A 13821-nucleotide genomic window follows, 5' to 3' on the forward strand; every position below is an offset into this window, starting at 1 on the left:
ACAGTGTGGCTCTAGTTTGACTAACCCACGATAAACGCAGGAGGTCGGCACTTTCACCAGGGATCATTATGTCTATACGTTTCTCATGGATAGATGGAATAATCTAAAATCGCACTTCGAAAAAGATGGCTCACTGAGAGACATCATTGTAACTTCAGATTCTTATGAATCTTGGAGCCTATTTTTTGCTGCCCTAATATCTGCTGAATATTCCCACACTTTTAAACACGGTGATATTGTTTGTACTTTGCCAAATTCAATTGATTCAATTTGGGGCTTACAAAATACGGAGCCTACTTTACTTTCAATAGAAGTCGGTGAATTACTAATTAACTGCCACTTTTTCAAAAGCTATGAAATTGAATTCGATTTAGATCCTAAAGATATAAACTCTAAAAGTGACTTTGTTGTTTTACTTAACTTCTTAACATGGTTAAATAAATCAATTAAAAGTAGTGTTGTTTTAACTCACGAGAACTCCAGAGATGAGGTCATTTTTAGCGTTGAGTAAAAACGTATAACAAGCTGTTCAAGCGGGACAATGTAGTTGATCCGATTCAGTAGACACTTCATTCAAACAAGATGAGGTGTTTATGCCAGCTTATAAAACAGGTAAAAAGACTCAGCAATATTCGGTGGAGTTTAAGGCCACTGCCGTCAAATTAACTCACCTAGCGAGTGTTACAGTTAAAGGGGTAGCGGAGTCTCTTGATACCCATCCATTAATGTTACAGCCGCTCTCCGAACACTCCCGACAAGCCTATCTACCCTTTGCATATCTACTTTTGGTGTAGCTAACAATACTGTGATGTTCGCATTCAAGTTGCAGATCTAGCTTTCACAAATCTCTATTGATTCATTTGTTATTTAAATAGTAATGCGAGTAAAAAATGTTATTCTGATTTTTATAACATGACTGATAAGAGGGATCTTATGACTACACATAAGAAGAAAGGATTCACCCTGTTAGCGATTAACTTTGTAGTACTAATCATCGCTTATGTGCTGTTAAAGCTTGAGATAGGAGGCTTGCTTCCTGGGATTTTAATGGTTAGTGAGTTTTTTGTAATAATCATGATTGCAGTTCGCTATTTTGTTTATGACGAGAATGAAACGCCCCAGTCGGTGCTAGATGACTTTGCAAAAGATGTGGCTAAATCTGAGACGGATGCTTACAAAATTCGTTCAGGTCGAGATTGATGAGTTACCATTGCAGCACACGGTTTATAAATACAAACCGGCTAATAAGCTACTCCAAGGGGTAAAATGGAGCAGCCCTCAGCAAGGCTTAAGTTGTAGATTCTTTTTGTTCAAAAGCGTTTAAGAACGCCAGTGTAAACCTTACCCCTGCCATTCTCTTGTCACGCACTTTCGTCAAACTGATTGTATTGCCACCAATATATTCAATAGCTGTTTGGCTAGTTAGCTGAGAGAACGCCCCGTAAGCGACAGTAGCCTCTCGATTGCCGAACGAATAAATCATAGATAACAAGGTATTAAACGTTATGGGGAGCTGTACTTTTACATACGTTTAATGATAAAACCCACATCAAATAGTTACACAACAAGGTTCTATATAAATGAAAGGCGCAGGTGGAAGTTCTGGTGGCATTGGGCACTTTTTTATTGGTTTAGTCATGATGTGTGGTGGTTTCTACATGCTGCTAAACGCCATTTCGGTTACGTCTAACTTTGGTATGGGATCGAGGTTATATCACTTTAGTGCCTTAGGTGGATTTAGTGTTACCAGCGGTACCGTTATGATCCCTTTTATTTTTGGTGTGGGCTTAATTTTTTACAACTCGAAAAACATCTTAGGTTGGGTACTGTCTATAGGCTCTCTTGCTGCACTGTTATTTGGTGTTATATCTAGTGTTCGCTTTAGCATGCGCACCATGAGCTCTTTTGATCTTATCGTTATTTTGGTTCTTGCTGTGGGTGGTTTAGGGCTATTTTTACGCTCACTTAAAACCTTAGACGCACGTTATAGCTAGTAAAAATCTACGCTTAACCAACTAAACCAAAAGCTGCAACACAAGGTGCTTTAGCTAGCGAATTAAGACAGTGATGGCTTAACGATAAGTCGGTAATAATATTACCGACTACGCTCAGTGAATGATGAGGCCTCGAGTCACCAAAGGATGATGGCTGCAATGCATGGCCTCTAAGCGAGTAATGCTATTTGACGCCAAACGGTAGCGAATTGAACCAGACAAATTGCCTGCTAAAAACCCCGTATTCCAATCACTATAGATGTACTCGAACAACTAGCTGTGCTCGAAAGTGGTAAGTTAAATAATTGAAATTTTAACGGTATGTGTTGTTAGTCGCTGTTTAATTAACGTAAACCCACACTTCCCCGCTTTTGCTTAACCCAAGCTAAACCATCATTTTTGTATGATTATTAAGTAAGTCCCTCAATGGTGCTATCGGCATAGTTAGGCCTTTCATGCTTAAGGCCTGTATCTGAACTAAGCTCACAAATTATTTATATGTATTATTAAATTATATTAATACGATCACTTTTAATTGCTATTTATTGAGTAAGATATTGGTAGCTTATTTTCTGCTCAACTAACACTAAACAAAGAAAAGGAGATTCTATGTACCCTAGAAAGTGCTTATCCGTTGTTCTGGGTTTAATTCTTGTAGGATGTAATAGCAGCACCGATTCCCCTACTACGCCAAGCGCCCCTGTTGATCCGCCGGTGGTGATAGACCCACCCACTGAGCCCGATCCCTCTACGCCAGATCCCACCGTTCCAGAACCGAGCTTTGGTTTACCCGAAGGTGTACTCACGGTGCCAGATGTTTCATGTAGCCAAGTATTTGATTCAACATCAGCACTGGTAGATGCCACCTCAAAAGAAATGGAAGCTGGCACTACTCTTTGCTTAGCCGACGGCGAATACAGTGGTGATTTTGCATTTAGCTTTGGCGGCGCTGGCACACTAGAACAGCCCATTACCATTGCTGCACAAAATCCCGGTAAAGCGATTCTAAAAGGCGGAGAAGTGGGCATTAATATGGGCGGTTCTTACACCCAGCTGCAAGGCCTTATTTTTGATGGGGTGGAATATGGCAGTAACCTCATTGCCACCCGCTTTGGTACTAACGATTTATGTCACCATTGCCGGATTAGCGAAATCACCATTGTTGATGCTAAGGCGCAAGATGACTATGGCATTTTGGTACATATTTATGGCAAAAATGTCTGGCTTGATCATAGCGTGATTAGCGGTAAAACCGTGGCAAACCCTATGATATCGTTTAACCGTTGGGTAGATGATGCTTGGGATGAAGCCACTAAACTGGCCGAGCTTGCACAAGGCATTGTGGTGTACAACAACTACATTGCTAACCGCCCGCCAGCAAACAATAAAATGTATGCGGGCAGCAGTGATAATGATTATGAAGCGATTCGTACCGGCTTAAGTTTTACCCACCATTACCCAGGTGATTCTTTTATTGTGCGAAACGTGTTTGAACGCATTCAAGGCGAAGCCGAGGTTATCTCTAACAAGGGCTCTAATAACCTTATTGCTTACAATACCATTCGCAATAGCTATGGCTCGCTCACCAATCGCCATGGCAATAGCAACAAAATTGAACACAACTTTATTCTTAGTGAAGATTACCCGCTCGCTGGGGGAATTCGTATAGCTGACGACGGCCACTCGGTAGTGAATAACTACATTGAGGGAGCGCGTTATCAAAATACTAGCCATCATGGCGGTATTGTTTTGCTTGGTTATGATGGCGCGGGAGATGGCGACAACGGCTATCAGCAAGTAGAAAACGTGCACGTTGCCAACAACACCATTGTAGACAGCGTAAATAGCTTAAATATTGATGGTGGGGGTAAGCCTCAGCAACCAAAGAATATTTACTTAGCTAACAACTTGATAGACCACGCCATTGGGCCGGTAATCACCCAAGCTGAGCGCGGCATGCTGCCCGATTCTAACGTGGTAGGAAATATCTTTTACGGCCAATCTTTTGCCGATGATGATGCCGTAGCATTAGGCACAGCAGGCATTGAGTTTTACAGCGCCAACTTGGAAAAAGGCGAAGAAAATTTATATCGCCCTTCTGCTAGCTCCCCCAATTTGGATGCGGTAAGTGACTACAACAAAGCAGATTTTGCCAATGTTAGCCTAGATATGGACGGCCAAACACGCTCAACCATTAGTAGCGTGGGCGCCGACGAAGTACTCGCTAGCAGCATTGCCTTAACACCGTTGAGTTATGAAGACGTAGGCCCAAGTAGCTACCGTTTGAGCAAGCCACAAGCCACCATGCTTGAGACCAGCATTAGTAACCCCGCCTTTGATGATGGTTTAACAACTTGGGCCAACAGCGGCGCAGAGTTAGTGAATGGCAGTGAGGCCTTTTCGCGTAACGCCAGCGCCAAGGTGAGTGGCACTAGTCGCCTAAGCCAAACGGTTTCACTTACGGCCAATACGCCTTATGTAATATCGGCCTTTGTTAAAGGCAGTTATCAGCTTGCCTTGGGCGATTTGGTCAAGCACTCGGGTGTTGCTTCTAGCAGTAAATATCAGTGGGTAAGCGCCGAGTTTAACTCTGGCAGCGTAACTGAAGCAGACATAAGCTTAAGTTTGCCCGAGCAAATTACCACCGATACCGAACTAGCAGACGGTCACTTAGGTGAGTTTCGTAGCAACAGTGGCTCAAGTACGGTTTGGCTACAAAATGAGGGTGACAGCGCAGGCTTAGGTGATGTAGGCAGCTCTGGCGATACCGCCTTTAGTGATAGCGGCTCTGCTAGCAGTGGCTCGGCACGGATCCGCTTTAAGAAAAGCGGCACTAATCACAACTTTGCCGCTACCCCTGGTTTATCGCAAATGGTGGCGAATATTCCGCAAAATACAGATTTACGCTATTCACTTTATTACTGTGATAACAAAGGTGATAACTCATTAAGTACATTACATTACGGGCTTAAAGATTCTTCTGGCGACATTGTTGCTGAAGCTTTCGCTCATGTAAAAGATCTTAATGATGCACCACAAGGCGATGTAAAAAGCTGCTTTAAGCAGGTGAGTTTAAGTGTTAACTCTGCAGCCAATACCAGCCTAGAAGTGTTTGCTTACATGACACTAGATACCAGCACTTACAGCGAGGCTGAGATCTATGCTCACCAGCAATTTACTGACGACGAAGTGGAAGTGCGGATTGACGAATTTAGCTTAACTTACTCGGCAGCACCGAATGGCGCTAGCGAAGGTTATTTTGACGATATTCGATTAATGAGCCGCCAAGATTAGCCCACCCCAACAAAAGAGCAGTAGCTAGCTACTGCTCTTTATTGCTATTTAGCGACACGCCTATTCAATTAGTTAACTATTTGCTTAGCCATTATTGGCAAGTGTAACCAGATACAACATTGCCGTTTTTATCGTAATACTGCGGCGCATTACCAGTGCCGTTAAACGCACTTTGGTTGTAGCGAATATTAGTATTAGTACCACGTGCAGTACTTGTGCTTAAGCCACAAGGCACATTGTAAAATGACGCGGTAACTTGATAAGGATTACGCGTGGTAAATTGCGACGCATCATTGTCTTGAATCACCAAGTTAGAAAAACCAAAACCTAAGATGGTGTTCTCACCAGTGCCCTTAAAAGTATTTCTTACCAAGGTAATATTTTTACTGGCTTGTGCGTGATTTAACGGTGCGTGATGGTCTTGAAAAGACAGTACATTAATTCCAGTGGCAAAGTTACCCGACGCACCCACCGTAATGGTATTACTGTCGACAACAATATTGGCAGCGTTGTGTTCTACGTTAATGCCAGCGGTAAAGTTGTTTTCGATATCAGCTGAAGAGTTAATATCATCTTCAGTGGTACTTACAGTGTTACCAGACACACTTAAATTAGCCACTGTAGCCAGCGCAATACCAAACTCATTCGCCCCTTCCACTATGTTGGAATTAACCTGAGAGCCGTTAGCAAACACCACTGGTTTATCACTAAACTGAGCACGAGCAGCTGCATCAAAGAAAGGAATATTGGTAAAACTTGGCGGTACATACACGCCATCGTTACCGGCATCTACCGAGATACCCAAACGCACTCGATTACCACGAATTCGGTTATTAGAAATGTTTAATGTGCCGCCATTTAGCACCACGTTATTGGCATTCACATTCCATACATTGTAAACACGACCAACATCGCGAAGCAGCTCCACGCTGCGATTCACTTTTATAAAATCGTTGTTACTAATGGTGAGGTTGTGAGGGATCAAACCAGAAGACGCAATACCCACAGGTGTGTTTTCAAAGGTATTGTTCTCAATGGTGATATTAGTAATTTGCTGATAAGCATCTTCGTAAGGAATGTTAATTAATCGCGCATTTGAATGATCATTACCGGCCTCTGCGGCTACTTGCGTATTGGTATTTTGACCATTTTGGTCAATCAGCAATAAGTTGCGAATGGTTACGTTCGGGCTTTGAATATTAAACAAAGGCTGGAAACCGTCTGTAGACGTTCTTATCACCCTGCTTACTCGAAAGCCTGAATCACCTTGAATTATCACCGGTGTTTGTACATCAATCTGTTGGCCAGTAAATATACTGCCTTGAATGGTAATAACGTCAACACCAGGTCCATTATTGGCGGCATCAGCTAACCGTGCTGATAACTGAGATGCGCTATTTGCCGTAAAGTTTGCTGCGCTCACTCCATGACTAAGTGCTAAACCCGCCACCAAGGCAATTAAGCTGGGCTTGAATAGGCAACGAGGTGACAAAGATGTATTCCAATTTTTATGCGCAATCATAGACATGAATGACTCTCCTTTGGTTAAATTCAACGCAAAGCTAACACCACTCATCAACAAAAAGAACACAATTGGATTACCAATTTTATCTTTTGTTAACCTATCTGCAGAAAATTTTATTTATCTATTTTAATAATGAAACTGAGAACTCAATCACTACAATCTTCCGTAAGCAATGCTTAAGGAGCAAATAAAGCCAACTAAACCACTAATAAATAGTGAAAATACAGGCAAGAACAGTTATGGACCAATGACTTGGTTTACGCTAAGTAAAAGGGAAGTATTGTTGAATGGGGGAATCTAGAAGGTGAACAAAAAAGGTTAACCAAATTGACCTTTAGTTAACGCTGGCAGCTCTTTTGTTGATACATTAATTGATCGGCTTGCTCTAAGGCGCTTTCAATGCTTGGGAAAGCAGCAAAATCTACGTCTAATAAGCCAAAGCTAAAACGTAATTTATACGCGAGCTTATTCTCTTCTGCAGCCGCTTCTAAGTCTGCGGCAAAGCGCTGCAAAATCTCTTTGGCATCGGCAGCTTCGGTGTCGGTAAACAACACCACAAACTCATCGCCGCCCATACGAGCAAACAAATCAGACTCGCGAAACGAACCACACATTTGCTCAGCAAATAGTTTTAGCGCTCTGTCTCCTTCAGCATGACCATGCTCATCGTTAATCGGTTTAAACTGGTCTAAATCCATGTAGGCAATAGCCAAGGAAATCTTTTGGCGACGACACATGGCATAAGAGTAGTCAGCCAACTTCATAAAACCACGTCGGTTTGAAATACAGGTTAACTCGTCGGTGCTGGCCAGCTGTAAGGCTGCTAACTCTTGTTCCACCATAACCGCTAAGTCGTCTAAGGCGATTAAATCGTCGGCACTTAAACTTTTCGGTTTAGTGTCAATAATGCATAAGGTTCCAATTTTTTCGCCATCGGGGGTGGATAACGGATGACCAGCATAAAAGCGAATGTTTGGGTAACCGGTAACTAGAGGATTATCGGCAAAACGAGGATCGCTAAGCGCATCTTCAATTTGAAAGGTTTCATCACCCAATATTGCATGGCCACAAAAAGAGATGTCGCGAGGTGTTTCACTGGCATCAACGCCGAAACATGATTTAAACCACTGACGGTTTTCATCAACCAAGCTCACCAAGGCAATCGGCACGTCGAATAGTCGTTTAGCCATGCGCGTAATGCGATCGAATCGCTCTTCTGGCTGGGTGTCCAAAATATCGAGCTCTTTTAACGATTTAAGCCGACTATCTTCATTTACTGGTGTACTTGGTGCTTGCATATCCAACTTCTACATTGGCCGTAAGATTCACTATTGGCTGTTAAATCAACATCCTAGTTATCGTATTGCCGTTAACAATCATTCAAATTTAGTATCTACGGCAAGTCAATAAATGGCAAGTTTATTAATAACAAATATGTCTATATGTAACATAATTGTTAAGTAGCCTTACGAGTACCGTTCCTGCCAAGGCAGAGACATTCGCTAACATGGCGGCTTTTGTAAGCTAGGTAGGGCTTTCCATTTTGCAAGCTTGTTGGCCTTAAGCGGGCGTATTTGTCGCCAAATAAACCACCAGGTTAGACGAGAGCAATCTGTTTGCTGGGCTTGCTCTGCTAATCTGGCCCATTTATCGGTACACAGGTATTCACTCAGCTGCTGCGTAGCGCTGTACTCGGTTAATCGTAGATAGACCAAACGGCGCAACTGTTGTTGATTGTTAGACACTAAAGCCTGCACAAACATTACATTGCTAGGCAAAGGATGATGGCGGTAATAAGCCCCTATTCGCCAAAGTAACATCGCCGCTGCAAGCAACACTACAAGGCCAACAGTTAAGCCATATTGATGAGCGCGAAGCCAAGAACTCAAACTGTGTTTTACGCTAAAACTCCGCCCCGGCAGACTCAAAACCTTGAGGCTATTGCTTGATGTATCCCACCAACTTAGCGTTAACGGCGGCAACACTAACTCACCACCGCTTTGCAACAAATACACTTGCTCTTGCTGTTTAAGCGAACGGTAGTCTCCACGAGCACTACTATCGTTGAGGTGATTGGGTTTTGGGTACATTTGATAAAGCTGATTGAGCTCATTATCTAAAAGATTGGGCAACAGAATTGATAAGGTATTTTGCCCGGTGATTTGTACCCGTCGAGTAATCGCATCACCGGCAACCAACTCACTATTGCTAAGCACCCACTCTTGGCTTATTTCTATATCGCTAGCCACTGCCCACTGGTCATTTTCATTAAGCAAACCCGTTGGCATCATCGCATTGAGCCTATGTGGCTGAGTGTACACAAATCCGCTGGCCTCTTTACCTGGCGCTGTAGACACTTTAATTTGCAAAGGTATCGCGGGAAGCGTGTACTCACCAGAAGCCTGCGGATATAAGGTTAGCTCCCAGCGCTGGCGAGACCATGTTTCACCATTGCGGCGCTCGGTGTAGTTCGTCGCCAGTAAGTTACGCTGCTTAGCAATCAAGTTAGGCACATCGATATTACCAATGCGCGTTCCACCGGTGAACCAACGTGTGGTAGCCACCTCTATGTATAAAACAGCCTGCTGTTTTACAGCAACGTTTAGCACCTTATCAGAGGGTTCATCGCTATCCCCTAATGCTACCCACGACCTTACTTCCAGTTGCTTATTAGCAATCAGTGAATCTAATTCGTTGGCGATACTTGGAAAGCTACAAAATACTGTACTAACAACCAACACGAACAAGCAATAGTAAGTGTTTACCGCTCTCATCACCCTTCTCCTTTGCTTGCTAGCTCAGCCGCTTTAGACACCGCTTGTTGTTGCTGAACGCGAAATTTGCTTCTTAAAAACAACTTGGGATCGGCTTCAACCCGTTGTAACCATTTATCCGCTAATTCTTCGCTGCCAAGCAGCTGTTCAGCGGTCAGCGTTTGGCTACGCATATCATGAGCCATTACCTGCTCATCGGCGCCGTCTGAAGTTTGTGGCTGGTCATCGGGCAACGCTATAGAGCCTTCAGGCTCATCTGGAGAACTGGTTTGGCTTTCACTAAATTGGTTAATTTCATCAATGATTTTTTGCACTTCTACCAGATTATGCTGAGCAGCTGAATGGTTAGGTGTTTTATCTAAGATATACTGATAGAGATTACGAGCCGCAATATACTCACGCTGATGGGCTAAGGCGTTGGCGGCATAAAACAAAGCATTGTTAGACTCTACTTGTAGGAAGTACTGGTGCGCTAAGTCAAAGCGCTTAGCGTAGTAGTAAGCCACGCCCTTATCCAAAGGCTGAGTATAACGCTCGGCTGCTTTTTCATATTGGTATCGATTAAAATACCACTGGCCTTGTTGGTCGCTGGTTAGCCACAAGTTCATCCAAGCTTGTTGGCTTTTACTCCACAACGTTTCCTCGGTGAGCGGTGCTTGCGCCTTGCTTTCAACCATGGTTGCAAACGCATTCGGTGAGGTGACTAACGATAAACCGACACACCCCACTAAACACCATTGCACTAACCAACCGCGCCTAAACCACAGTAAAATCAAAATGCTAAATGGGAACAGTAGGTAATAGCCCATGTCTTGCCATGGCATGGCGGAGTCGCCACTTAGCTGCATGTGCCGCTCTACTTGCTGGTTTAGCCATTGAACATCGTCTGCGTCGATAGTGACTGGCTGCATACGCCCATTGCTGGCACTTGCGAGCTGCTTTAATGAGGCTATGTCGGCTTGCCCGCTATTGCTGTTGGCCATAGTGAGTATCAACAATTGCTGTGGATGTTTGGCAAAAAATTGCTGGTAAGCACTTATCGCTTCAGTATCAACGCCATCGCTAATTAACAGCACAGACCCAGTTTGTTGGCTTGCTGCAAATTGCTGTTCGATCAACGGTAATGCGCTGGCCGCAGATTTACCACTTAGTGGCATAATATCGGGGTCAATGGCGGCTAGAAATGGCGCAAACACTGCTTTGTCTTCAGTGAGTGGCATGGCTAAATGAGCAGAGCCAGCAAACACCACCAAACCGGTTTTACCTCCTGCACGCAGCGCTAATAAGTCAGAGATTTTCTGTTTTGCCCGCTCAATACGACTGGGGGCAATATCTTGCTCCAACATAGATAAACTGTTGTCGAGAACAATCAATAACGAGGCTTTATCTTCACCAAAAGGCGAGGCCTGTCGCTGCCACGTTGGGCCTGCACTCATTACAATAGCCAGCAGAGCCATTAGCGCCAATAACTTAAGCGGCAATAACTTTTTCCACCCTGCATCCCCAACAGTTAAGGCTTTACGTAGGTGTTTAGGTAACTCAACCAATGCTTGGCTCTGCTGGTCGCGCTGCCAACGAACCCATACAATGGCCGAAAATGGCAGTAAACACAGTAACCACCATGGGCGAATAAAATGAAATTGGCTTATTATTTGTTGCCAAAATAATCCATCAAACATCGGTGTTACCTCTCGCTAGCTGGCGAAAAGTCATCACTGAAAAGGCCAGTAAATACATTACTAATACCAGCGCTATTGGGTAAAAATGCACGGCTTGTTTGGGTCGGTAACTAATACTGTTAAACAACTGGGGTTCCAACTCATCAACTTGTTGGTAAGCCTCATCTAACTGTTGCTGGTCTAAGGCTTGAAAAGAGCGACCGCCACTTAAACTGGCCAAACTATTGATGACATCCATATCTAAGGCTGCTTCTCCAACCGTATTTGGATCGCCCATGGCAATGCTATGAATACGCACACCTTTAGCGGCAGCCACCTTGGCTGCATCTAAGGGCTCTACAAAGCTACCACTGTCATTACCATCGGTAAGCACTATCACCACTTTTTCGCGGTCGGCATCATCGTTATTTTCAAAGCTTTTAATTGCTAAACCCACCGCATCTCCTAAATAGGTGCTCTGCCCCGCCATTGCTACCTCAGCTTGTTGCAACAAGGCTTGCCATACCGTTAAGTCGGCGGTAAATGGGCTTTGAATAAACGCTGCATCACCAAATAAAATCAACCCCAGTCGGTCGCCTTTACGCTGTTCGGCAAAGCTATTCAGCACGCCTTTAGCGGCATCTAAACGACTAATAACTTGCCCTTGTGGCGACATAAAGTCTCGTTCATCCATAGAGCCAGAAAGATCTAATACCATCATTACATCTCGCCCTAATTGCTCTCGAGTTTGCGCTTCGCCCAATAACACCGGCTTAGCTAACGCACTAACCACTAATAACCAACTCAGTAGCAAAATCACCCGTTGCCACCAATGCGGCCGTAATTCACTGGCACCAGAGCTGGGTTTTTCATCTAAGGCTTGCAGTAAAGAGGAAAAAAACGGTACTCGAATTGCGCTTTGCTTGGTGCGATAAGCAGGCAGTAAGCGATAAACCAATAGCGGCAGTGGTAACACCAAAAACCACAGCGGTGCAGTAAACTCTAGGGTGTTGACCCAAGCAATACTAAGCATGATGCGCCGCCTGTTTGCGCCAAAACGCCCGCAGAGAAAATGCCTGAGGCCCTTGGTGGTGGTTTAACCAATGCTCGCTCAGTAGCAATAAGTCGTTCAACTGTTGCTCGCTCAACACTTGCGAAGAATCAAACAAACTACGCTGCCAGCGTTCGCCGAGTGGCTTGTTAAAGCCTCCACCGAAAAACTGATTGCTGAGTAGCGTTGACGACGGACGCTCAACCACGAGTTTTTCATCAAGCAGCCCCAAAAACTCATTGCCACTGGCTTTAGCCATACTAGGTTCCAAATAAGCCAATGCGGTTTTCAGAACAAAAAATACTCGTGTTGCTTGCTGCTCTGTCGGTAACTCGCTAACGCCAGCTAAGGCGCTTAAGGCTTCTTTTCGATAACGGTTTAGCCAACAAAAATGTATGTACTTCGCCAGGTGAAAAACCGCAAACAACACCAAACAAAGGGCGACCAATTGCCAACCTAGGGTTTGAGGCCACCAGCTAACCACTGGTAAAACATCAATTTCAGCAAAGTTTTTTAGCATGTAAGAGCTAGGCGGAATATGAGTGCTCATTTCAAGCCTCCCAAGCTTTTACAAAACTGACTAATGTGCTCACCGCTAGTATCCACTTCAATCAGCGGCAAGTTTTTTAAGGCCATTAGCTGTTTTAGCTGGCTGTGTTTTAACTCACCTTGCTTTGCCAGTTGTTGGTTAGCTTTGGCCAGCTTTGCCACACCTTGTAAGTTAATTTGCGATTGACCGTCACTCAGCACCCAATCTTTACTCTGGCTGGGCACCGCGTATTCCATAGGGTCACTAATCAATACTGCCAATACATCGTTATGTTGCTGTAGGTATTTGAATTGAGACAATTCTTGCTCGCTGGTGTGCTGCCAATCACTCAGTATCACAATGATGTTATCTTTAAGCTTTAAACGCATAAGCTGTTGTAAGCTGGCACTTAGGCTAGATGTTTGAATGTCTTTGCTGTGCGCGCTTAAGGCTTGGTTGTGTTGACTTAAACGCTCCAACGCTGCGAGTAAACGCGCTTGAGCACGCTGCGGCTTTATTGAACTAAAACTGTCACTGCCATTTATCATCCACGCTACGCGGTCGTTATCTTTCAAGCTTCGCCATGCGACTAGTGCCGCTAGTTCAGCAGCTACTACCGACTTCATGGTATCTAAAGAAGAAAAAAACATGCTACTGCCTTGGTCTACACACAGCATCACACTGCGATCTTTCTCTTCGGTATAAGCGCGTACATGTGGTTTACCGGTGCGCAGGGTCACTTTCCAATCTAGGTTTCGAATATCGTCACCTTGCTGATAATGGCGTAACTCTTCAAAGTTAAGTCCTCGCCCACGAAACTTAGAACTATGGCGGCCGCTTAATACACTGCCCGACTTTAGATGCGGCAATAAGGAAAATGCGCCAATTTGGCCGCGCAGCTTAATTAAACGAGAATACTGGGCGTAAATTCGTCCATCACTATTCGGTGATTGCGGTTTTAACAAGCCCTGATTGCTAGCCTCGACCATAGAAACT

At 44.2% G+C, this 13821-nt stretch carries 12 protein-coding genes and 1 pseudogene; 5 read left to right on the forward strand and 8 right to left on the reverse strand.

Annotated features, from left to right (window positions below; all coding sequences use genetic code 11):
* Positions 1-85: 85 nt before the first annotated feature.
* The 4 genes and pseudogenes from Q4592_RS20515 (at position 86) to Q4592_RS20530 (ending at position 1994) form a co-directional block, all read left to right on the forward strand.
* Positions 86-511 carry a hypothetical protein gene (locus Q4592_RS20515; RefSeq protein WP_303516592.1) on the forward strand — a complete coding sequence of 142 codons (426 nt, stop codon included), beginning with the start codon at positions 86-88 and terminating at the stop codon, positions 509-511.
* Between the two features lie 82 nt (positions 512-593).
* Positions 594-731, forward strand: a pseudogene (locus Q4592_RS20520) (transposase); the annotation flags it as partial.
* 202 nt (positions 732-933) lie between these two features.
* Positions 934-1200 (forward strand): hypothetical protein, encoded by a 267-nt coding sequence (locus Q4592_RS20525; protein WP_303516594.1) that lies wholly within the window; start codon positions 934-936, stop codon positions 1198-1200.
* Positions 1201-1580: 380 nt separating this feature from the next.
* Positions 1581-1994, forward strand: a complete 414-nt coding sequence (locus tag Q4592_RS20530; protein WP_303516595.1) for a hypothetical protein — start codon at positions 1581-1583, stop codon at positions 1992-1994.
* Between the two features lie 114 nt (positions 1995-2108).
* On the opposite strand, the gene Q4592_RS20535 is transcribed toward Q4592_RS20530, so the two are convergent.
* On the reverse strand, positions 2109-2267 hold the full coding sequence (locus tag Q4592_RS20535) for a hypothetical protein (protein WP_303516596.1): 159 nt from the start codon (positions 2265-2267) through the stop codon (positions 2109-2111).
* Between the two features lie 336 nt (positions 2268-2603).
* Between Q4592_RS20535 and Q4592_RS20540 the strand changes: the two genes are divergently transcribed.
* On the forward strand, positions 2604-5288 hold the full coding sequence (locus Q4592_RS20540; RefSeq protein ID WP_303516597.1) for a polysaccharide lyase 6 family protein: 2685 nt from the start codon (positions 2604-2606) through the stop codon (positions 5286-5288).
* 91 nt (positions 5289-5379) lie between these two features.
* On the opposite strand, the gene Q4592_RS20545 is transcribed toward Q4592_RS20540, so the two are convergent.
* From Q4592_RS20545 to Q4592_RS20575, 7 genes are all read right to left on the reverse strand, one after another.
* Positions 5380-6816: a hypothetical protein gene (locus tag Q4592_RS20545; protein ID WP_303516599.1), complete on the reverse strand. Its 1437-nt coding sequence runs from the start codon at positions 6814-6816 to the stop codon at positions 5380-5382.
* Between the two features lie 335 nt (positions 6817-7151).
* Entirely contained in the window at positions 7152-8111 is a 960-nt protein-coding gene (locus Q4592_RS20550) for a sensor domain-containing diguanylate cyclase (RefSeq protein ID WP_303516601.1), read from the reverse strand.
* A gap of 204 nt (positions 8112-8315) precedes the next feature.
* Positions 8316-9587, reverse strand: a complete 1272-nt coding sequence (locus tag Q4592_RS20555) for a hypothetical protein (protein WP_303516603.1) — start codon at positions 9585-9587, stop codon at positions 8316-8318.
* Complete coding sequence (locus Q4592_RS20560; RefSeq protein ID WP_303516604.1) at positions 9587-11266, reverse strand: VWA domain-containing protein; 1680 nt, start codon at positions 11264-11266, stop codon at positions 9587-9589. The genes Q4592_RS20555 and Q4592_RS20560 overlap by 1 nt, the downstream gene beginning before the upstream one ends.
* Positions 11259-12278 carry a VWA domain-containing protein gene (locus tag Q4592_RS20565; protein WP_303516606.1) on the reverse strand — a complete coding sequence of 340 codons (1020 nt, stop codon included), beginning with the start codon at positions 12276-12278 and terminating at the stop codon, positions 11259-11261. The genes Q4592_RS20560 and Q4592_RS20565 overlap by 8 nt, the downstream gene beginning before the upstream one ends.
* Positions 12271-12846: a DUF4381 domain-containing protein gene (locus tag Q4592_RS20570; RefSeq protein ID WP_303516607.1), complete on the reverse strand. Its 576-nt coding sequence runs from the start codon at positions 12844-12846 to the stop codon at positions 12271-12273. Before Q4592_RS20570 ends, Q4592_RS20565 begins: the two co-directional genes overlap by 8 nt.
* Positions 12843-13814 carry a DUF58 domain-containing protein gene (locus Q4592_RS20575; protein ID WP_303516609.1) on the reverse strand — a complete coding sequence of 324 codons (972 nt, stop codon included), beginning with the start codon at positions 13812-13814 and terminating at the stop codon, positions 12843-12845. The genes Q4592_RS20570 and Q4592_RS20575 overlap by 4 nt, the downstream gene beginning before the upstream one ends.
* Positions 13815-13821: the final 7 nt, after the last annotated feature.

This window comes from Agarivorans sp. 1_MG-2023 (assembly GCF_030548385.1).
Taxonomy (GTDB): domain Bacteria; phylum Pseudomonadota; class Gammaproteobacteria; order Enterobacterales; family Celerinatantimonadaceae; genus Agarivorans.